Source organism: Pseudomonas sp. (assembly GCF_049653025.1).
Lineage (GTDB): Bacteria > Pseudomonadota > Gammaproteobacteria > Pseudomonadales > Pseudomonadaceae > Aquipseudomonas.
The window spans coordinates 36,331-56,580 of sequence record NZ_JBASFM010000025.1 but is presented as its reverse complement, the minus strand read 5'-3'; the positions used below and the strand labels follow the sequence as shown (position 1 = coordinate 56,580).

Below are 20,250 nucleotides of genomic sequence, written 5' to 3'. Positions count from 1 at the left end.
CATGAGCATTCTGAGTCTGTTTTTAACGCAGCATCACCGAAGCGCAGTAGATCCTCTTACTTACGCTTCATCGACATAAAGAACTCGTCGTTGGTCTTGGTCGCTTTCAGCTTGTCGATCAGGAACTCGATGGCGGCAATCTCATCCATCGGGTGCAGCAGCTTGCGCAGAATCCACATGCGCTGCAGCTCGTCTTCGGCGGTCAGCAACTCTTCGCGGCGGGTGCCGGAACGGTTGATGTTGATCGCAGGGAAAACGCGCTTCTCGGCAATACGACGGTCCAGGGGCAGCTCCATGTTGCCGGTACCCTTGAACTCTTCGTAGATCACTTCGTCCATCTTCGAGCCGGTTTCCACCAGCGCGGTGGCGATGATGGTCAGCGAGCCGCCTTCTTCGATGTTACGCGCGGCACCGAAGAAGCGTTTCGGCTTCTCCAGGGCATGGGCGTCGACACCACCGGTGAGGACCTTGCCGGAACTCGGGATCACGGTGTTGTAGGCGCGCGCCAGACGGGTGATGGAGTCGAGCAGGATGACCACGTCCTTCTTGTGCTCGACCAGGCGCTTGGCCTTCTCGATCACCATTTCGGCAACCTGCACGTGGCGGGTTGGCGGCTCGTCGAAGGTGGAAGCGACCACTTCGCCGCGCACGGTGCGCTGCATTTCGGTCACTTCTTCCGGGCGCTCGTCGATCAACAGAACGATCAGGTGGCACTCGGGGTTGTTACGCGCGATGTTGGCCGCGATGTTCTGCAGCATGATCGTCTTACCGGCTTTCGGCGGTGCCACGATCAGGCCGCGCTGACCTTTGCCGATCGGGGCGCAGAGGTCGATAATGCGGCCGGTGATGTCTTCGGTGGAGCCGTTACCGGCTTCCATGACCAGACGCTTGGTGGGGAACAGCGGCGTCAGGTTTTCGAACAGAATCTTGCTCTTCGCGTTCTCGGGACGATCGTAGTTGATCGTGTCGACCTTGAGCAGCGCGAAGTAACGCTCGCCTTCTTTCGGCGGGCGGATCTTGCCGACGATGGTGTCGCCGGTACGCAGGTTGAAGCGGCGGATCTGGCTCGGCGAGACATAGATGTCGTCGGGGCCAGCCAGGTACGAAGCATCCGCGGAGCGCAGGAAGCCGAAACCGTCCTGGAGGATCTCCAGCACGCCATCACCGGAGATTTCCTCGCCGCTTTTAGCGTGTTTTTTCAACAGGGAGAAAATCACGTCCTGCTTGCGCGAACGGGCCATGTTTTCCAGGCCCTGTTGTTCAGCGAGTTCCAGCAGTTCGGTAATCGGCTTTTGCTTGAGTTCGGTCAGATTCATATAGGAATGACGTAATCATTTAGGAGGGAAAGTAAGCTATTTAGCTTGGGAGGCCGTGCCGCTGAGAAGACGGCTTGACGCCGGCTTGTATTTCGAAAGTTTCGAATTAGGAATGCGTCGGCGACGGCTTGCAGGGGGCTGCATAGGAAATGCAGCGAGGCCGAATGTAACACCGGCTTTATTGATACGTCTAGCGTTCAGACAGAAAAAAGCCCCGCGATTTGCGGGGCTTCTGGCACTCGACGCGACTTAGATGTTGCTGTCGAGGAAGGCGGCCAGTTGCGACTTGGACAGTGCGCCCACTTTGGTCGCTTCGACGTTGCCGTTCTTGAACAGCATCAGGGTCGGGATACCACGTACGCCGAACTTCGGCGGGGTGTCCTGGTTTTCGTCGATGTTCAGCTTGCAGACTTTCAGTTTGCCCGCGTAGGTCTGGGCGATCTCATCGAGAACCGGTGCAATCATCTTGCACGGACCGCACCACTCAGCCCAGTAATCGACCAGCACCGGACCCTCGGCCTGGAGAACATCCTGGTCGAAGCTGGCATCGCTGACGTTGGTGATGAAGTCGCTCATGGAAAATCTCCGTGTTCGGAAGCATAAAGATGGCCGACATCATAGCCCGGCTTTAACCACACAGGAAGGCAAGTGCAATTGAGCTTATCTATGGGCATTCGCGACGCAAGCTAATCAACCCCAGCTAGAATGCCTGGGCCACGGTTGCCTCAGCACCCTACACAGGCGGTATGCGTTGGCTGGATCGGCCTATCGTGGCACGATGACAGGGTTCCCAACGAGATGATGCTGTCATGCCGTATACCCCTGCCGAGTCTTTTCCTTTGATTGCAGCTATCGACCTGGGCTCCAACAGCTTCCATATGGTGCTGGCCAAAGCCGACCACGGCGAGATCCGTATTCTCGAGCGGCTCGGTGACAAAGTGCAGCTGGCGGCGGGCATCGATGAACAGCGCCTGCTCAGCGAAGAGGCCATGCAGCGCGGGCTCGACTGCCTGCGCCGCTTCGCCCAGCTGACCGCTAGCCTGCCGGAAGGCGCGGTGCGCGTGGTCGGCACCAACGCCCTGCGCGAGGCGCGCAATCGCATCGAGTTTATCCGCCGTGCCGAGGCGATTCTCGGCCATCCGGTGGAAGTCATTTCCGGGCGTGAAGAGGCACGACTGATCTACCTCGGCGTGTCGCACAGCATCGCCGACACCCCGGGCAAGCGCCTGGTCACCGATATCGGCGGCGGCAGCACCGAATTCGTCATCGGCCAGCGTTTCGAGCCGCTGCTGCGCGAAAGCCTGCAGATGGGTTGCGTAAGCTTTACCCAGCGTTTCTTCAGGGACGGCAAGATCACCCCGGCGCGCTACGCCCAGGCCTATACCGCCGCCCGCTTGGAAATCATGGGCATCGAGCACGCCCTGCGCCGCCTCGGCTGGGAAGATGCGGTGGGCGCGTCGGGCACGATCAAGGCCATCGGCCTGACCATCCAAGCGGCCGGCCTCGGCTCGGGCGAGGTCAACGCCGCCGGGATCGCCTGGTTGAAACGTAAGCTGTTCAAGATCGGCGAGGCGGAAAAGCTCGACCTCGACGGCATCAAACCCGACCGTCGGGCGATTTTCCCCGCCGGATTGGCGATTCTCGAAGCCATCTTCGATGCCTGCGATATCCAGCGCATGAGCCATTCCGAAGGCGCGCTACGTGAAGGCGTGCTCTACGACCTGCTCGGCCGCCATCAGCATGAAGACGTGCGCGAACGCACCCTGAGCTCGCTAATGGAGCGTTACCACGTCGACCTGGAGCAGGCCGCGCGGGTCGAGAGCAAGGCGCTGTCGGCACTGGATAAGGTCGCCAAGGACTGGCGCTTACAGGACGACTGGCACCGCGAGCTGCTCAGCTGGGCGGCCAAGGTGCACGAGATTGGCCTGGATATCGCCCACTACCAGTACCACAAGCACGGTGCCTATCTGATCGAGCACTCGGACCTGGCCGGCTTCTCCCGCCAGGACCAGCAGATGCTCGCGCTGCTGGTGCGCGGCCATCGGCGCAATATTCCCAAGGACAAGTTCGCTGATTTCGGCGAAGAGGGTCGCAAGCTGATCCGCCTGTGCGTGCTGCTGCGCTTCGCCATCCTGATCCACCACATCCGTGGCACCCAGGAAATGCCCAAGGTGCAGCTCAAGGCCGCCGAGCAGCGCCTGGAAATTCAGTTCCCCGAAGGCTGGCTGACTGCCAACCCGCTGACCCAGGCCGATTTCACTCTGGAAGCGGACTGGCTCAAGCGCGTCGGTATCGAACTCAGCGTGTGCTGATCAGCGGCGCGGTCAATTTCTCCAGCAGACCGGCCTGCGCGTTGCGCGGGTTCTGGTTGCCACTCGGGCTGCAACGCAGGTAGCGCCCGTCCGGCTGCAGCACCCAGGCCTGGGTGTTGTCGGTGAGGTAGCTTTCCAGCTCCTTCTTGACCCGCAGAATCAGCTTCTTGCCTTCCACCGGGAAGCAGGTCTCGACGCGCTTGTCGAGGTTGCGCTCCATCCAGTCGGCGCTGGACAGGTAGATCTGCTCGTCGCCGCCATTGAGGAAGTAGAACACCCGGGTGTGCTCGAGGAAGCGACCGATGATCGAGCGCACCTGGATGTTGTGCGATACGCCGATGATGCCCGGACGCAGGCAGCACATGCCACGCACCACCAGGTCGATCTTCACCCCGGTCTGGCTGGCCTTGTACAGCGCACGGATGATCTTCGGATCGGTCAGCGAGTTGAACTTGGCCATGATGTGCGCCGGCTTGCCTTCGGCAGCCAGCGTGGTCTCGCGAGCGATCATGTCGAGCAGGGTTTTCTTCAGGGTGAACGGCGCGTGCAGCAGCTTCTTCATGCGTAGGGTCTTGCCCATGCCGATCAGCTGGCTGAACAGTTTGGAGACGTCCTCGCACAGCGCCACGTCGGCGGTCAGCAGGCTGTAGTCGGTGTACAGCTTGGCGTTGCCGGCGTGGTAGTTGCCGGTACCCAGGTGCGCGTAACGGACGATATCGCCACTCTCGCGACGCAGGATCAGCATCATCTTGGCGTGGGTCTTGAAGCCCACCACGCCGTAGATCACCACCGCACCGGCCGCTTGCAGACGGCTGGCCAGCTGCAGGTTGGACTCTTCATCGAAGCGCGCGCGCAGCTCAATAACGGCGGTGACTTCCTTGCCGTTGCGCGCCGCCTCTACCAGCGCATCGACGATTTCCGAGTTGGCCCCGGAACGGTACAGGGTCTGCTTGATCGCCAACACGTGCGGGTCTTTCGCCGCCTGGCGCAGCAGGTCGACCACCGGGGTGAACGACTCGAACGGGTGCAGCAGGAGGATGTCCTGCTTGCTGACCACGCTGAAGATGTTCTCGGCGTTCTGCAACAGTTTGGGGATCACCGGAGTGAACGGCTTGTACTGCAGTTCCGGATGGCTTTCCAGACCGGTGATGCTGAACAGCCGAGTCAGGTTGACCGGGCCGTTGACGCGGTACAGCTCGGCCTCGGTCAGGTTGAACTGCTTGAGCAGGTAGTCGAGCAGCGGCCGTGGGCAGGTATCGACCACTTCCAGGCGCACCGCATCGCCATAACGGCGACTGAACAGCTCGCCGCGCAGGGCGCGGGCCAGGTCTTCGACGTCCTCGGTGTCCACCGACAGGTCGGCGTTACGGGTCAGGCGGAACTGATAGCAGCCCTTGACCTTCATGCCCTGGAACAGGTCGTCGGCGTGAGCGTGGATCATCGACGAGAGGAACACGTAGTTGTCGCCCGGGCCGCCAACATCCTCCGGCACCTTGATAATGCGCGGCAGCAAGCGTGGGGCTGGGATGATCGCCAGGCCGGAGTCGCGACCGAAGGCGTCGACGCCCTCCAGCTCGACGATAAAGTTCAGACTCTTGTTCACCAGCAACGGGAACGGGTGCGTCGGGTCGAGGCCGATCGGGGTGATGATCGGCGCGATCTCGTCGCGGAAATAGCGGCGCACCCAGGCCTTGTGCTTGGCCGTCCAGAAGCGCCGGCGGATAAAGTTGATGCGGTGCTTGGCCAGCGCCGGGAACAGGTTGTCGTTGAGAATCGCGTACTGACGATCCACCTGCTCGTGCACCAGCTCGGCGATCCGCGCCAGCGCCTGGTGCGGCTGCAGGCCATCGGCACCGGCCTGCTCACGGGCGAAGTTGATCTGCTTCTTCAGCCCCGCGACGCGAATCTCGAAGAATTCGTCGAGGTTGCTGGAGAAGATCAGCAGGAACTTCAGCCGTTCGAGCAGCGGATAGGACTCGTCCAGCGCCTGTTCCAGCACGCGGATATTGAATTGCAGCTGCGACAGCTCGCGGTGGATATACAGGCTGCTGTCGTCCAGGTTGGTGACCACCACCGGGGCCGCGACTGCGACCACTGGCACGACCTCCACGGGCACTGCCTCGGCAATATCCGCGACCAGAGGCGGCTCGACGAGCGCCTCGGCATCCTGCAATTCAGTGTTACTGAGTCCTTCGGTGTTCATTGCCAAGTCCTGGAGGGGCTAGCGCCCCTGCTTCAACAGTTCTGCCGCGCGCACGGCGAAATAAGTCAGGATGCCATCGGCACCCGCACGTTTGAAGGCGGTCAGTGACTCAAGAATCACCGCCTCGCCCAACCAGCCATTCTGGATGGCCGCCATATGCATGGCGTACTCACCGCTGACCTGATAGACAAAGGTCGGCACCTTGAATTCCGTTTTGACCCGCCAAAGGATGTCCAGATAGGGCATGCCCGGTTTGACCATGACCATATCCGCGCCTTCGGCCAGGTCGGCGGCCACTTCGTGCAGCGCTTCGTCGCCGTTGGCCGGGTCCATCTGGTAGCTGGCCTTGTTGGCCTTGCCCAGATTCGCCGCCGAACCCACCGCATCGCGGAACGGCCCGTAGTAGGCGCTGGCGTACTTGGCCGAGTAGGCCATGATGCGCACGTTAGTGTGATCGGCCAGCTCCAGCGCCTCGCGGATCGCCTGCACACGGCCGTCCATCATGTCCGACGGCGCGACCACCTGGGCTCCGGCGTCGGCATGCGACAGCGCCTGCTTGACCAGCGCATCGACGGTGACGTCGTTCTGCACATAGCCGTCGGCATCGAGAATGCCGTCCTGGCCATGGGTGGTAAAGGGGTCGAGGGCCACATCGCTGATCACCCCCAGCTCAGGGAATTTCGCGCGCAGGGCACGGATCGCGCGCTGGGCAATACCCTCCGGGTTCCAGGCCTCTTCGGCCAGGAGCGATTTCTTCTCCAGCGGCGTCACCGGAAACAGCGCCAGCGCCGGGATACCCAGGGCCACCCAGTGCTCGGCTTCCTTGAGCAGCAGGTCGATGGACAGGCGTTCGACGCCCGGCATCGAGGCAATCGCCTCGCGGCGGTTTTCGCCGTCGAGGACGAACACCGGCAGAATCAGGTCATCGACACTCAGGCGATGCTCGCGCACCAGGCGGCGGGAAAAATCATCACGGCGGTTACGGCGCAGGCGAGTGGCGGGAAACAGGCGATTGGCGGGGGTAAAGCTCACGGCAGACTCCGTAGCCCGTAGCGACGGGCGAGTGTGACAGTTATAAGCGGCCATTATGACCAAAGTATGACGGTCCACGACAGCGCTGCGACCGCGTGCCGCAAGCGCAGCCAGAATAGCGCCAGGGCCGGCGCGAGGATATGCCGAAGCAGCAGAAGGCAGCCCGCGTTCAGGAGCCCGAAAACAACAACGGTGGAGAGGCCTGCACCTGTCCACCGCTGTTGAGCCTAGCAATAAGGCTGCAGCGATCCCGGCCTAGGCGGGTAGCGCAGCCTGCCCGCGCGGCGTCCAGAACAGCGCCCCCAGGCTAAGCAGGCTGTAGCCCAGCAGCAGCGTCCAGAGCAATGGCTGGTCGACCTGCAGGCCCAGGTGCAGCGCCAGCCAGGCCACTGGCAGGTTCAGCAGCAACCGCAGCACTTCCAGGCGCTTGGCGCTGGGGCGGTTTTCCAGCCAGAGGCCAATGATCGTCAGCCCCGTCGCCATCCAGGCGATACCCAGCAGCGTCTGCGCCAGGTTCAGCTGCTCGCCCATGCCCAACAGCAAGGTGCCGGCCACCACATACAGGCTGAACTGCACGCCGGCATAGAGCTTTTGCGCCAGGCTCAGCGGCACATCGAATTTAACGAACTGGCTAAGGTCTGGCTTGCTCTGCGGGTACTTGGCCGCGACATCGGCCGGACGCCAGCCGGTGCGCATAAACCAGATGCGCAGCTTGTCCCACCACGACTCGGCGCGCACGGCGTCACGCCACAGCGCCACATAGAACTGCGCATTCGCCCACAACGGGTTCCAGCTGGCCAGCGGCGTGGTCACGCCGAACACCACCGGCTCTTCATCCAGCTCTTCCTGGAAGGTGCCGAACAGACGATCCCAGAGAATGAACACGCCGCCGTAATTGCGATCCATATAGACCTGATTCTGCGCATGGTGCACGCGGTGGTTGGACGGTGTGATAAACACCCACTCGAACCAGCCCAGCTTGGCGATATGCCGGGTGTGCACCCAGAACTGATACAGCAGGTTCAGCGCCCCAACCGTCAGGAACACCAGCGGCGGCACGCCGGCCAGGGCCATCGGCAGGTAGAAGATCCAGCCGAAGATAAATCCGGTGCTGGTCTGCCGCAGCGCCGTGGAGAGATTGTAGTCCTCGCTCTGGTGATGCACCGAATGCGCGGCCCACAGCACATTGCGCTCATGGCCCAGGCGGTGGTTCCAGTAGTAGCAAAAGTCGTAGAAGACGAAGGCGAACAGCCAGACCCACAGGCTGCTGGCCGACAGTTCGAACAGCGCCAGCTGTTGCCAGGCCAGGGTATAGGTGAGCAGGCCGACGGCTTTGGTCAGCAGGCCCACGGTGGTAGACAGCACCCCGGCGCTGAGGCTGTTGATGGCATCGGAAAAGCGGTAGGTGCTGACCCCACGCCAGCGGTCGAGCAACAGTTCCAGGGCAATCAGCGCAAAGAAGAACGGTACGGCGTAGAGGATGTAATTCATGGTTTCACCAGTTGCATAGGCCATATCGCTGCACGAGGCTAACGGCTAGGATTGCTTAATGAATCCTAGCCCAGCAGCGCACCACCCTCGCGGCGCACCATGCCAACCTGGGTGGCATATGGCGACAGCTAAGGTCACGACTCAATCCGGTACGACTCGCAATTCAGGAGAAGTTGATGAACAAGAAAGTCGCGGTGATTCTTTCCGGCTGTGGCGTCTATGACGGCGCGGAAATCCATGAAAGCGTGATCACCCTGCTGCGCCTCGATCAGCGTGGTGCCTTGGTCCAGTGCTTCGCCCCCAATGTGCCGCAGCTGCATGTGGTCGACCACTACAGCGGCGACGAGACGGATGAAACGCGCAACGTGCTGGTCGAGTCGGCGCGCATCGCCCGTGGCCAGATCAAGGACGTCAAGGAGCTGCATGTCGGCGACTTCGATGCGCTGATCCTGCCCGGCGGCTTCGGCGCGGCGAAGAACCTCTCCGACTTCGCCATCAGCGGGGCCAACTGCACGGTGCAGCCTGACGTGCTGACGGCCGCCCAGGCCTTCGTCAAGGCGGGCAAACCGGTCGGCCTGATCTGCATCGCCCCGGCGCTGGCGGCGAAAATCTTCGGCCCAGGCGTGATCTGCACCATCGGCAACGACCATGACACCGCCGCCGCACTGACCCAGATGGGCGCAGAGCACCACGAGTGCGAAGTCAGCGAAATTGTCGAAGACGTCGAGCGCAAACTGATCACCACCCCGGCCTATATGCTCGCCCAGTCGATCAGCGAAGCCGCCGCCGGCATCAACAAGCTGGTGGATCGGGTGCTCGAACTCAGCCACCCGGTCTGAGAACCTATCTCGGATCTGCTGCGCGTCAGCGATACTGCGTTAAAAGTGGCCTCGGAATGCTCATTTACAACTCGTAAACTCCGCTTCCTCGGCCACTTTTGCCTTGTCTCGCTCTAGCTCGCGAGATCCGAAACAGATTCTGAGACTGAAGCCTATTAATCGGCTGGATCAAGCCAATCGTGCCAATGCGCGCGGTACTCCGGCCGCGCCTCTGGTCAGGCGCGCGCCACTGCGGCAGTTTGCTCACTCACTCGCCCAGGCCTACTACTTATGAGCAGCCAACCCTTCGAACTCAACGCCGAACTGCAACAGGCGGTCGGCAGCTTCTTCCAACGCATCCCCTTCAACCAGATGCTTGGCATCGAGCTGGATGAACTGAGCACCCAACGCGTGACCATGCACCTGCCGATGAAACCCGAACTGATCGGCAACTTCGTCCACGGCATCCTGCATGGCGGGGTGATTTCCTCGCTGCTCGACGTCGCCGGCGGGGCCATGGCGCTGATCGGCGCATTCGACAAACACCAGCACCTGTCCAGCGCCGAGCGCATGGCGCGACTGTCCAAACTGGGCACCATCGACCTGCGCATCGACTACCTGCGCCCCGGTCGAGGCCAGCGCTTTACCGCCAGCGCCGTGCTGCTGCGCAGCGGCAACAAGGTGGCGGTGGTGCGCAGTGAGCTGCACAGCGATGACGGCACCCTGGTGGCCGTCGGCACCGGCACCTATCTGTGCGGCTAACCGCGCTACCAAGGGGCTAACAAGCACCGGCAAACGCTTGGGCTTTGCCGCGGGCGCGCTTACACTGCGGCTAACCGCGTCAGACACACCAGTGGCTACCCGAATTGCCTGTGGTTGGAGCCATGCATGTTTTCACTGCCCCTATTCAGCCCACCTGCCGCCGGACAGATGGCACTGCTCGACTGCAGCCATGACCCGCTGCTGGTCTTGCTGTCCTACCTGATCGCCAGCGCTGCCGCCTTTACTGCCCTGAACATGGCCGAACGGGTCAGTCGCGAGCAGGGCCGCGAGTTATGGCGCTGGGTCGGTGCCTGGGCCTTGGGCGGCGGCATCTGGTCGATGCACTTTGTCGCCATGCTGGCGTTTGCCGCGCCGCTGGCATTCAGTTACGACCTCAGCATCACCCTGCTCTCGCTGCTGATCGCCATCGGCGTGTCCTATGTGGTGATGCGGGTGATTGGCCATGAGCGGCTGCGCTTCTGGCAAACCGTGGCAGCCGCCATCGTCGCCGGCTGCGGCATCGCCAGCATGCACTACACCGGCATGGCGGCGATCCGCTCGGCGGCCAGCCAGCACTACGATCCCAACCTGTTCATGCTGTCGATTCTGATCGCCATCGCCGCCTCGCTCGCCGCCCTGTTGCTGGCCGGTTATTTCCGCGGGCAAAGCGGCCGTCGCGCCAACTGGTTGCGCCTGCTGGCCAGCCTGATCATGGGCGGGGCTATCGCCTCCATGCACTTCACCGGCATGGCCGCCCTGACTCTCAGCGTGCCCGTCGGCCATCCCCTGCAGCCGGCCGCCAGCCAGGAAGGCCACCTGCTGCTCGGCGCATCGATCAGCCTGATCGCCCTGCTGATCATCCTGATCGGGGCGCTGGCCGGCTGGGCCGATCAGCGCCTGCGCCAGGAACGTGGGCAGCTGCGGCGGCTCACCCAGCAACTCGACACCCTGACCCACTACGATGCGCTGACCGGCCTGCTCAACGGCCAGGCCTTCAGCCAGATGCTCAACACCACCCTGGCCACCGCGCCGCCACACGGGGCGACGCTGCTGTTTATCGACCTGGACAACTTCAAGCGGATCAACGCCAGCCTCGGCCACGGCCGTGGCGACGAGCTGCTGCAGCAGGTCGCCCAGCGCATCCGCAGCGCGCTCGGCCGTGAAGACCTGCTGGCGCGCTTTTCCGGCGATGAATTCTGCGCCTTTGCCCTTCACGCGCCGCTGCAACACAGCCTGCAGCTGGCCGAGCTGATTCTCACCCAGCTGCGTCAGCCCTTCAGTCTGGAGAGTGGCCGACTGAGCCTGACGGCCAGTATCGGCATCAGCCGCTACCCGCAGGACACCAGCGACGCCAGCCAACTGCTGAAACAGGCGGGCATCGCCCTCGGTCACTGCAAGCGCCAGGGGCGCAACAACTACCTGGCATTCAGCACCCAGCTGGAGCACGACGCGCAGGAGGAGCTGAGCCTGGAGCAAGAGCTGCGCCTGGCGCTGCACAGCGATGCCCTCGAGGTGTATTACCAACCCATTCTGTCGGGCCGCGCCGACCAGGTGGTTGCCCTGGAAGCGCTGGTGCGCTGGCAGCACAGCGAGCTGGGGGTGATCAGCCCGGAGCGTTTCGTGCGCATCGCCGAGCAGCACGGCTTTATCCACGAGCTGGATATCTGGGTGCTCAAGCGCGCCTGCCGCGACCTCAAGTGGCTGCACCAAAATGGTCATCGCCACTTGCACCTGGGGGTCAACTGTTCAGCCCTGAGCCTGCTGCAACCGCACCTGGTCAAGGCCATGGAGATCGAGCTGCAACGCGCCGATCTGCCGCTCAGCTCGCTAACCCTGGAAGTCACGGAAAACGCCCTGATGCACGACCTCGGGGCCGCGCAGATGCAACTCGACAAGATTCGCGCCCTGGGCATGACCATCAGCATCGATGACTTCGGCACCGGCTACTCGTCCCTGCAATACCTCAGTCGCCTGCCAGTGGACAGCCTGAAGGTTGACCGCAGTTTTATCCGCGAGATTCCAGGTTCCAGCAGCGGCATGGCGATCACCGCCGCGATCATCGCCATGGCGCACAAACTCAAACTGCGGGTGGTCGCCGAAGGCGTGGAGAACATCGAACAGATGGTGTTTCTGCAGGAGCAGCAGTGCGACCTGCTGCAGGGCTACCTGTTCAGCAAACCATTGCCGCTAGATAAGCTGCATACCTGGCTGAATGGCGGACATTATCGCCAGCGTTACGCCCCGGTTTGACGCTGCAAACGGGTCAGGATGCGATCCAGTGAGTTAGCAAACGCCTGCTTGTCGCGCTCGCCATAAGGCGGCTGACCGCCGCCAACCTGACCCAGCTCGCGCAGCTCGGTAAACAGGTTACGCACCGCCAGCTTGTCACCCATATTGCGCTCGTCGAACTCACGGCCACGCGGGTCGAGGGCGGCAACGCCCTTCTTCACCAGGCGGTCGGCCAGCGGCACGTCGCTGCAGATCACCAGCTCACCCGGCAGCGCATGCTCCACCAGGTAATCATCGGCCGCATCCGGGCCGCTGGGTACCACGATCAGCCGCACGCAGCTGTAGGCCGGCTTGATCTGCGCCTGACCGGCCACCAGCAGCACCTCGAAGCCGCGCTTCAAGGCGAACTTCACCACTTGATCCTTGGCCGCCTTGGGGCAGGCATCCGCATCAATCCAGACTCGCATCACCGAGCATTCTCCAGAGGCAGCAAAGCCGGCATGTTAAGCCATGCCGGCAGCCGCTGCGCTTCAAGCCTGAGACAGACGGCGACGCTCGCCCAGCCAGCTGCGCCCGTAAAGCAGCGCAATGGCCACCAGCGCTGCAGCCTGGGCCGTGAGGCTGTAGGCATCATCGTGAATACCCAGCCAGTCGAACTCGAAGAATGCCACCGGTTGTGTGCCGAGCACCCCAGCTTCCTGCAACGCGGCTACGCCGTGGCCAGCGAAGACCACCGAGAGCACGCACAGCAGCACGGCGTTGACGCCGAAGAAGGTCGCCAGCGGCAGTTTGCGCGAACCACGCAGAATCACCCAGGCCAAGCCCAGCAGCAGAACCAACGCCGCCGCCGCACCGGCCAGCACCATGCCATGGCCTTGCGGGCCGGCCTGCAGCCAGAGGGTTTCGTAGAACAGGATGACTTCGAACAGCTCGCGGTACACCGAGAAGAACGCCAGCACGGCAAAACCGAAACGGCCACCACCGCCAACCAAACTGCTCTTTATGTAATCCTGCCAGGCCGCAGCATGCCGGCGATCATGCATCCACACCCCAAGCCAGAGCACCATCACGCTGGCAAACAGTGCGGTCACGCCTTCGAGCAGTTCACGTTGCGCGCCACTGACATCGATCAAATAGGCCGCCAGCGCCCAGGTGCCAGCGCCGGCCAGCAGCGCCAGGCCCCAGCCGATATGCACACTGCGCACCGCCTGCTGTTGGCCGGTGTTGCGCAGAAAGGCGAGGATTGCCGCCAGCACCAGAATCGCTTCCAGCCCTTCACGCAGCAGAATCAACAGGCTGGAGAAGAAACTCAGCGAATCCGACAGGCCATCGCTGTCGAGCAAGGCAGCGGAGGTCGCCAGCTCGGCCTTGGCCTGCTCCAGACGCTGCGCCGCCTGCGGCACCGACAGGCCGTCCTGCAGCGCCTGGCGGTAAGCCATCAGCGCGCGCTCGGTGGTTTTGCGCTGCACCGAGTCGAGGTTATCCAGGGCGCTTTCGACCAGCTCGAAGCCTTCCAGGTAGGCACCGACGGAGAGGTCATAGGCCTGCTCGTGATCACCGGCGCGGTAAGCCGCCAGGCTCTGCTCCAGGGTCGCGCGGGTGTGTTCGATCAGCTGCTGCGGGCCGCGTTGCTGCACCGGCGGCTGCGCACGCTGGGCGCGGAACGCGGCAACGGCAGTTTCACCCTGCGCGGCAGCGACCTCGGCCGGCGTCATACCGGCCAGCGCAGACAGGGCGAATGGCTCGCCCTTGAGCGTGGCATCGGCGCTAAAGCCGGCGATATAGCTGGCCAGGTCCCAGCGCTGGCGCTCATCCAACTGGTCGGCAAAAGCCGCCATATCGGTGTCGTCGATGCCCAGGCCGATGGTGTTGAACAGGTCGTAGAGGCTCAGCCTATCCATCCGCGACAAATCGCGCAGATTGGCCGGCGGCGGCTCCAAGCCGATGCCCGCCGGGCCGTCGCCGGCACCGCTGTCGCCATGGCAGACGCTGCAGTGCTGGGCGAACAGCGGCGCGCCACGGCTGGGGTCTGGAGTAATGGCCGGGGTCTGACTGACGCCATAAGCGCTGGCCAGGGTGGCGGCCAACTGACGCGCCTGCACGGCGACCTGCTCGCCGTCCACGCGCTGCTCGATGCCCTGGCGCAGGCTGGCCACACCCTGTTGCAACTCGGCCTGCTCGCTACGCGCTGGCAGCGCAACGATCAGGCCTTGCAGCACGGTGAGAAACTCCAGCTGCTCGCGGTATTCGCCGGAGTCGATGATTTGCCCATTGGCCACGGTGGCGGGGTAGTCAGCGCCCAGGTAACCGAGCAGGTGTAGGGCTTGCGCCGCGCCATCGATGGGCTCGGCCATAACAGTCAGGCTGCACACTGCCAAAACAGGCAGCAGCAACCAACTGAAGAAACGCAATACGGAGGTCATATAGGAGTAAATCCCAAATACGAATGAATGAGATTATATTGTTGCCTCCCTAACGACTTCACTCAACCCTTGATCGCTCAAGGGCCGTGACCGATTGTCGCAATACCTAGCAGCCCGCCAGCAATGAGTCAGGCGGCGCGGCGCACACTGGCCAGCAGCGCCGCCGCGCCGACAAACAACGCGCCGAAGGTGCGGTTCATCAGTTTCTGCTGGCGCGGCGAACGCAACGCGCCCAGCACTCGCGCGGCCAGGCCGGTGTAGCCGGCCATGACGATCAGGTCGACGCAGATCATGGTCACGCCCATCACCAGGTACTGAGTCAGCAACGGTGCCTGCGGATTGATGAACTGCGGCAGCACCGCGAGCATAAAGACAATCGCCTTGGGGTTGCTGAAGTTGACCAGAAAGCCCCGCAATACCAAGGTCAGCGGGCGGCCACTGGGGCGTTCGGTCTGCGCCGTCATGTCGCTGGGCAACGCCTGCCACTGGCGATAGCCGAGGTAGACCAGGTAGACCACGCCGAACCACTTGATCAGGCTGAAGGCCAGTTCCGAAGCGGCCAGAATCGCGCCAACACCCGCCGCGACAATCGCGATCTGCAGCGCCAGGCCCAGCTGCAGGCCCAGGGCGTTCCAGTAACCGCGCCAGAAGCCGTATTGCAAACCTGCGGACATCGAGGCAATCGCCCCCGCGCCCGGCGACAGGCTGATGATCCAACAGGCCACCAGGAACGCAAGCCAGGTTTCGAGTGCCATGGCATTTCTCCATTAACCAGCAGTGCAATAAAAAAGGGGTAGGCCACGTAGCCTACCCCTTGTCAGTTACCGCGCCCAGCCTGGCGATCAGTCCGGCAGGTCTTTACGCAGTTGCACCGCTTCCGGCTCTGCTTCCTTGCGTGCGCGGGCACGGGCCGTGCGCATGCGGATGTTGACGGCTTCCACGGCCAGCGAGAAGGCCATGGCGAAGTACACATAACCCTTCGGCACATGCACGCCGAACGCTTCGGCGACCAGCACGGTACCCACCACGATCAGGAACGACAGGGCGAGGATTTTCAGGCTCGGGTGCTTGTCGATGAAATCGCTGATGGTGCCTGCCGACAGCATCATCACGATCACCGAGATGACGATGGCCGCAACCATGACCGGCACGTTGTCGACCAGGCCGACCGCAGTGATTACCGAGTCGAGGGAGAAGACGATGTCGATAATCGCGATCTGTACGATGATGCCCATAAAGCCGTAAGTCTTGCCACCAACGGTTTGGGACTCTTCTTCGCCTTCCAGACTGTGGAAGATCTCGGCAGTACTCTTCCACAACAGGAACAGACCACCGAAGAACAGGATCAGGTCACGCCCGGAGAAGCCTTGATCGAACACATGGAACAGGTCGGCCGTCAGGCGCATCACCCAGCTGATCGACAGCAGCAGCAGAATCCGCGTACCCATGGCCAGGGCCAGGCCGAAGAAACGCGCCTTGGGTTGCTGATGCTTGGGCAGGCGGCTGACCAGAATCGAGATAAAGATGATGTTGTCGATGCCCAGAACGATTTCCAGGGCAGTCAGGGTCAAGAAAGCGACCCAGAGTTCAGGGCTGGCCAGCCATTCCATAAGTGTTTAAACCTCTTGTTTACGCGTGTGGGGAGTTCGCCGTTGCGCCAACGGCGTACAGCTTTTTGAAAAAAACAGGCTATTGGCTACCTGCATCCAGGCACCCACACCCTCATCGCGGAGATCCTCGAGGGTGGTGTAAAACAGATTGACCGACAACATCCGGCCGGCACGGAGCAACTCAAGCGTCAACTGGCGGCCTCCAGTTCGGCCTGCAAGGCTTCCAGGGTTTCCAGCGCCGACATCCAGCGCTCTTCCAGGTCGGCTTCACGGCTTTTCAGCTTGGCCTGCTCGGCCAAGGCATCGCGCAGCTCATCCTTGCGCGCGGCTTCATAGATATCACTGTCGCCCAGGCGGGCTTCAACGGCAGCGAGCTTCTCGTGCAGCTGGCCCAGCTCCTTTTCCAGCTTGTCGGCTTCGCGCTTGTGTGGGGCCAGCTGCTGACGCAGGGCCGCCGCAGCCTGACGCTGCACGCGCTTATCGGATTTGTCCGGATTGCTCTCGCCGGTGCTTGCCGGGGCCTGCCGCGCGCGGTAATCCACCAGCCAGCGTGCGTAGTCTTCCAGATCACCGTCGAACGGCTGCACCTGGCCATCGGCGACCAGCAGGAACTCATCGGTGGTGCTCTTCAGCAGGTGCCTATCGTGGGACACCACCACCACTGCGCCGCTGAATTCCTGCAGCGCCATGGTCAGCGCCAGGCGCATCTCCAGGTCGAGGTGGTTGGTCGGCTCATCGAGCAGCAGCAGGTTGGGCTTGCCCCAGGCGATCAACGCCAGGGCCAGGCGGGCCTTTTCACCGCCGGAGAAATTCAGCACGGGCTCGTCGCAACGCGGGCCGCGGAAATCGAAGCCACCGAGGAAGTCGCGCAGGGTTTGCTCGCGCTCGGTCGGGGCCAGGCGCTGGAAGTGCAGCAGCGGGCTGGCCTTGTCATCCAGGGCATCGAGCTGATGCTGGGCAAAATAGCCGACCACCAGGTTCTCGCCGCGCTGCAAACGCCCGCTGATGGGCTGCAAATCGTTCGACAGGTTCTTGATCAGAGTCGACTTGCCCGCACCGTTCGGCCCAAGCAGACCTAGGCGTGCGCCAGGCGACAGGTTCAGTTTGACCTTCTCCAGTACCACCTTGTCGCCATAACCGAGGCGACCTTCGCTGAGGTCCAGCAGCGGGCTGGAAATCTTGTCGGCCTCACGGAAGCTGAAGTCGAAGGGCGAATCGACATGCGCCGCGGACAACTCTTCCATCCGCTCCAGCGCCTTGATCCGGCTCTGCGCCTGGCGCGCCTTGGTCGCCTGGGCCTTGAAGCGGGCGATGTACTTTTCCATGTGCGCGCGCTGCGCCTGCTGCTTCTCGTAGGCCTGCTGCTGCTGCGCCAGGCGCTCGGCGCGGGTGCGCTCGAAAGCCGAATAGCCGCCGCGATACAGGGTCAGCTTCTGCTGATCGAGGTGAGCAACGTGGTCCACTACGGCATCCAGGAAGTCGCGGTCATGAGAGATCAGCAACAGGGTACCGGGATAACCTTTCAGCCAGCTTTCCAGCCAGAGGATCGCATCCAGATCCAGGTGGTTGGTCGGCTCATCGAGCAGCAGCAGATCGGACGGGCACATCAGCGCCTGCGCCAGGTTCAGGCGCATGCGCCAGCCCCCGGAGAAGTCGCCGACGCGACGATCCATCTGCGCGCTGTCGAAACCCAAACCGGCCAGCAGCTTGCGCGCGCGGGCATCGGCGCTGTAGCCGTCGAGGGTATCGAGCTCGGTGTGCAGGCGGGCGATCGCCGCACCGTCATGGGCGGCTTCGGCAAGTGCCAGATCGGCTTGCACCTTACGCAGTTGCAGGTCGCCATCGAGTACATAGTCGACCGCCTGGCGCTCGACCGCATCGATCTCCTGGCGCATGTGCGCGACGCGCCAGTCGGCGGGAATCAGGCAGTCGCCCGCGTCCGCGCTCAGCTCGCCCCGCAGCAAAGCAAACAGGCTGGATTTGCCGGCACCGTTGGCACCGATCAGGCCGGCTTTATGGCCGGGATGCAGGGTCATCTCGGCGTCTTCTAGCAGACGCTGAGGGCCACGCTGTAAAGTCAGGTTCTGGAGTCGGATCATAATGGCGGCGGAGTCTACCAGAGTCCCCCTTGAGAAATCCGGAAAGCACCATGCCCGCTGACCTGTGGCGATTCGCCGAAGCTTTTTACCAACGTCCCGAAGTGGAGCCTGTGTGCTTGCAGTTACAAGCGCAGGGCGCGGACGTTTGCCTGCTGATTTGCGCGGTCTGGCTGGAGGTGCGGCAGGTGGCCTGTGACGACGTTCGTACTGCCGCCCTGGCCGATCTGGCGCGACCCTGGCAATGTGACGTGGTGCAGCCGCTCAGGCACACCCGGCAGGCCTGGCGCGCCTTGGCGCAGAGTGACTCGGCCTTGGCGCTGCTGCGCGAGCGGCTTAAACAGCTGGAACTGCTCGCCGAACGGGAGCAACTGGAGCGCCTAGCCGAACTCAGCCGAGACTGGCCAAATGCGGCAGCGGCCGAACCCGTGGACTGGCTCGAGCGGCTCGCTCCGGTCGCGGCCGAACGCGCCGCGCTGCACATTTTGCGCAGCGCGGCGACACAGCTTGCAACTAATTAACCAGCGTTTGGCGGGGTGCTGCCATTGCTGCTTGCCGCAACGGTTGGCGCACTGGCAGGCGCTTTGGCCATCACTGGCTTGGCGGCTGCGGGCTTAGCGGCTGGCTTTTTCGCAGCAGGCTTGGCGGCAGGTTTAGCCGCTGGCTTGCTGGCGGGTTTGCTGGCCGGAGCCTTAGCTGCAACGGGCTTAGCCGCAGGCTTGGCTACCGGCTTGCTGGCAGCAGGCTTGACCTGCGTGGCCTTGGCCGTACGGATGTCCAGTGCCTTGCTTACCGCTTCCTTGACCTTGCCGACGCCTTGCGCCAGTTTCAGGCTCTCCTGGGCATCACGCTTGAGCCCAGCGATGTAGGTGCGCGTCTCGCCCTGCCGATCCTTCAAGGTATCGAGCAGGTCTTCCAATTCGGCTACGGCTTCCTTGGCTTTGCTCTGCGCCTTGACCTTACCGGCTACAGCGGCGTCCTGCAGTTTGCTGCGGGCCTTGTGCAGTTTTTCCTGGGCCTTGCCGCGCTGCTTCTCCAGCTTGGCGAGCAGTTTCTCGGCATCGACCAACGCCCGCGTGCAGGCATCTTCAAGATGTTCGAGCAGGCTGTGGGAAAGTTGCTGCAACAGGTGCAGCGGCGTACTCACTGACTTCTTCTTTGCACTCTTTGTAGCCGACATGACGCGCCTCCTAGCGGATGAAGATGACGGTCATACTAGACCGCCTTTCGCCTGCCTTGCCACCTTGCGCATTGAGCTTGTGGGCGCTGCTGGCATAATCGGCGCAACTTAGGCCGGAGAACACCCATGCCACGTTTCACCTTGCTACTGCTCTGCCTGCTCGCCCCGTTGGCGCAAGCCGACAATCACTCGCACGACCTGGCCTACAGCCTGGGCGTAAAGCTGGGCGAGCGACTGCGCGACGAGGTCCCTGACCTGGAGCTGCAAGCCCTGCTCGACGGCCTGCGTCAGGCGTATCGCGATGAGCCTCTGGCCCTGGATGAACAACGCATCGAAAGCCTGCTGGCCGAACACGAAGCCCAGCTTGCCAAGGCACCGCAACGCATCGAAAAAGCCATCGCTGCCGAAAAGCGCTTCCTCGCCCAGGAGAAAGCCAAGGCCGGTGTGCGGGTGCTGAAGAATGGCGTACTGATGCAGGAACTGCGCGCCGGTAAAGGCCCCAAGCCGGGGCCGAAAAGCCGTATCCAGGTGCGCTATGTGGGGCAATTGGCAGATGGCAGCCAGTTCGACGAAAGCCAGTCGCCACAATGGTTTCGCCTGGACAGCGTGATCGCCGGGTGGCGTAGCGCCTTGCTGGAAATGCCCGTTGGGGCGCAGTGGCGTTTGGTGATTCCTTCCGCCGAAGCCTATGGCGAAGAGGGTGCCGGCGACTTGATTGCGCCTTACTCGCCCCTGGTGTTCGAGCTGGAGCTGCTCGACACCCAGGACTAACGAGTCA

Annotated in this window: 16 protein-coding genes and 2 pseudogenes; 6 read left to right on the top strand and 12 right to left on the bottom strand. The window is 62.7% G+C overall.

The window, feature by feature from the left end; translation table 11 throughout:
- Positions 1-56: 56 nt before the first annotated feature.
- Entirely contained in the window at positions 57-1,316 is a 1,260-nt protein-coding gene (rho, locus tag WBK23_RS19695; RefSeq protein ID WP_424485622.1) for a transcription termination factor Rho, read from the bottom strand.
- Positions 1,317-1,565: 249 nt separating this feature from the next.
- Entirely contained in the window at positions 1,566-1,892 is a 327-nt protein-coding gene (gene trxA / locus WBK23_RS19690) for a thioredoxin TrxA (RefSeq protein WP_424485621.1), read from the bottom strand.
- A gap of 233 nt (positions 1,893-2,125) precedes the next feature.
- On the opposite strand from trxA, the gene ppx reads away from it, so the two are divergent.
- Positions 2,126-3,628 (top strand): exopolyphosphatase, encoded by a 1,503-nt coding sequence (gene ppx, locus WBK23_RS19685; protein ID WP_424485620.1) that lies wholly within the window; start codon positions 2,126-2,128, stop codon positions 3,626-3,628.
- Here the strand turns inward: ppx and ppk1 are convergent.
- The 3 genes from ppk1 to WBK23_RS19670 all read right to left on the bottom strand — a co-directional run bounded on the left by ppk1 (position 3,615) and on the right by WBK23_RS19670 (position 8,354).
- Positions 3,615-5,831, bottom strand: a complete 2,217-nt coding sequence (gene ppk1, locus WBK23_RS19680) for a polyphosphate kinase 1 (RefSeq protein ID WP_424485619.1) — start codon at positions 5,829-5,831, stop codon at positions 3,615-3,617. The two genes, ppx and ppk1, sit on opposite strands and share 14 nt — an antisense overlap.
- Positions 5,832-5,849: 18 nt before the next feature.
- Positions 5,850-6,863: a porphobilinogen synthase gene (gene hemB, locus WBK23_RS19675; protein ID WP_424485618.1), complete on the bottom strand. Its 1,014-nt coding sequence runs from the start codon at positions 6,861-6,863 to the stop codon at positions 5,850-5,852.
- A 255-nt stretch (positions 6,864-7,118) separates the two neighbouring features.
- A complete protein-coding gene (locus WBK23_RS19670; protein ID WP_424485617.1) occupies positions 7,119-8,354 on the bottom strand; it encodes a sterol desaturase family protein in 1,236 nt (411 codons plus the stop codon).
- 176 nt (positions 8,355-8,530) lie between these two features.
- Here WBK23_RS19670 and elbB point away from each other — a divergent pair, with 176 nt between their 5' ends.
- From elbB to WBK23_RS19655, 3 genes are all read left to right on the top strand, one after another.
- Positions 8,531-9,193: an isoprenoid biosynthesis glyoxalase ElbB gene (gene elbB, locus WBK23_RS19665; protein ID WP_424485616.1), complete on the top strand. Its 663-nt coding sequence runs from the start codon at positions 8,531-8,533 to the stop codon at positions 9,191-9,193.
- 270 nt (positions 9,194-9,463) lie between these two features.
- Positions 9,464-9,934 carry a thioesterase family protein gene (locus WBK23_RS19660; protein ID WP_424485615.1) on the top strand — a complete coding sequence of 157 codons (471 nt, stop codon included), beginning with the start codon at positions 9,464-9,466 and terminating at the stop codon, positions 9,932-9,934.
- A gap of 126 nt (positions 9,935-10,060) precedes the next feature.
- Entirely contained in the window at positions 10,061-12,184 is a 2,124-nt protein-coding gene (locus WBK23_RS19655; RefSeq protein WP_424485614.1) for a putative bifunctional diguanylate cyclase/phosphodiesterase, read from the top strand.
- Here the strand turns inward: WBK23_RS19655 and WBK23_RS19650 are convergent.
- From WBK23_RS19650 to WBK23_RS19625, 6 genes and pseudogenes are all read right to left on the bottom strand, one after another.
- Positions 12,169-12,630 carry a YaiI/YqxD family protein gene (locus WBK23_RS19650; RefSeq protein ID WP_424485613.1) on the bottom strand — a complete coding sequence of 154 codons (462 nt, stop codon included), beginning with the start codon at positions 12,628-12,630 and terminating at the stop codon, positions 12,169-12,171. The two genes, WBK23_RS19655 and WBK23_RS19650, sit on opposite strands and share 16 nt — an antisense overlap.
- Positions 12,631-12,693: 63 nt before the next feature.
- Positions 12,694-14,586, bottom strand: coding sequence for an FTR1 family protein (locus WBK23_RS19645; RefSeq protein ID WP_424485612.1), 1,893 nt, complete (start codon positions 14,584-14,586; stop codon positions 12,694-12,696).
- A gap of 128 nt (positions 14,587-14,714) precedes the next feature.
- Positions 14,715-15,341 (bottom strand): homoserine/homoserine lactone efflux protein, encoded by a 627-nt coding sequence (gene rhtB / locus WBK23_RS19640; protein WP_424485611.1) that lies wholly within the window; start codon positions 15,339-15,341, stop codon positions 14,715-14,717.
- Between the two features lie 87 nt (positions 15,342-15,428).
- Positions 15,429-16,196, bottom strand: a complete 768-nt coding sequence (locus WBK23_RS19635) for a TerC family protein (RefSeq protein WP_424485610.1) — start codon at positions 16,194-16,196, stop codon at positions 15,429-15,431.
- Positions 16,154-16,364 (bottom strand): annotated as a pseudogene (locus WBK23_RS19630) (hypothetical protein); the annotation flags it as partial. The pseudogene WBK23_RS19630 and the gene WBK23_RS19635, both read right to left, overlap by 43 nt.
- Positions 16,365-16,384: 20 nt before the next feature.
- Positions 16,385-18,295, bottom strand: a complete 1,911-nt coding sequence (locus WBK23_RS19625) for an ATP-binding cassette domain-containing protein (RefSeq protein WP_424485609.1) — start codon at positions 18,293-18,295, stop codon at positions 16,385-16,387.
- A 50-nt stretch (positions 18,296-18,345) separates the two neighbouring features.
- On the opposite strand from WBK23_RS19625, the gene WBK23_RS19620 reads away from it, so the two are divergent.
- Entirely contained in the window at positions 18,346-18,813 is a 468-nt protein-coding gene (locus WBK23_RS19620) for a TIGR02444 family protein (RefSeq protein ID WP_424485608.1), read from the top strand.
- Between the two features lie 11 nt (positions 18,814-18,824).
- Here WBK23_RS19620 and WBK23_RS19615 read toward each other — a convergent pair.
- Positions 18,825-19,472: pseudogene (locus tag WBK23_RS19615) on the bottom strand (AlgP family protein); the annotation flags it as partial.
- Between the two features lie 126 nt (positions 19,473-19,598).
- Between WBK23_RS19615 and WBK23_RS19610 the strand changes: the two are divergent.
- A complete protein-coding gene (locus tag WBK23_RS19610) occupies positions 19,599-20,243 on the top strand; it encodes an FKBP-type peptidyl-prolyl cis-trans isomerase (protein WP_424485607.1) in 645 nt (214 codons plus the stop codon).
- Positions 20,244-20,250 lie beyond the last annotated feature (7 nt).

Bases quoted from the DNA above. Each gene is read 5' to 3' on its own strand.
- rho (WP_424485622.1), bottom strand. From the start codon at position 1,316: ATGAATCTGACCGAACTCAAGCAAAAGCCGATTACCGAACTGCTGGAA.
- trxA (WP_424485621.1), bottom strand. From the start codon at position 1,892: ATGAGCGACTTCATCACCAACGTCAGCGATGCCAGCTTCGACCAGGAT.
- ppx (WP_424485620.1), top strand. From the start codon at position 2,126: ATGCCGTATACCCCTGCCGAGTCTTTTCCTTTGATTGCAGCTATCGAC.
- ppk1 (WP_424485619.1), bottom strand. From the start codon at position 5,831: ATGAACACCGAAGGACTCAGTAACACTGAATTGCAGGATGCCGAGGCG.
- WBK23_RS19670 (WP_424485617.1), bottom strand. From the start codon at position 8,354: ATGAATTACATCCTCTACGCCGTACCGTTCTTCTTTGCGCTGATTGCC.
- elbB (WP_424485616.1), top strand. From the start codon at position 8,531: ATGAACAAGAAAGTCGCGGTGATTCTTTCCGGCTGTGGCGTCTATGAC.
- WBK23_RS19660 (WP_424485615.1), top strand. From the start codon at position 9,464: ATGAGCAGCCAACCCTTCGAACTCAACGCCGAACTGCAACAGGCGGTC.
- WBK23_RS19655 (WP_424485614.1), top strand. From the start codon at position 10,061: ATGTTTTCACTGCCCCTATTCAGCCCACCTGCCGCCGGACAGATGGCA.
- WBK23_RS19650 (WP_424485613.1), bottom strand. From the start codon at position 12,630: ATGCGAGTCTGGATTGATGCGGATGCCTGCCCCAAGGCGGCCAAGGAT.
- WBK23_RS19645 (WP_424485612.1), bottom strand. From the start codon at position 14,586: ATGACCTCCGTATTGCGTTTCTTCAGTTGGTTGCTGCTGCCTGTTTTG.
- rhtB (WP_424485611.1), bottom strand. From the start codon at position 15,341: ATGGCACTCGAAACCTGGCTTGCGTTCCTGGTGGCCTGTTGGATCATC.
- WBK23_RS19635 (WP_424485610.1), bottom strand. From the start codon at position 16,196: ATGGAATGGCTGGCCAGCCCTGAACTCTGGGTCGCTTTCTTGACCCTG.
- WBK23_RS19625 (WP_424485609.1), bottom strand. From the start codon at position 18,295: ATGATCCGACTCCAGAACCTGACTTTACAGCGTGGCCCTCAGCGTCTG.
- WBK23_RS19620 (WP_424485608.1), top strand. From the start codon at position 18,346: ATGCCCGCTGACCTGTGGCGATTCGCCGAAGCTTTTTACCAACGTCCC.
- WBK23_RS19610 (WP_424485607.1), top strand. From the start codon at position 19,599: ATGCCACGTTTCACCTTGCTACTGCTCTGCCTGCTCGCCCCGTTGGCG.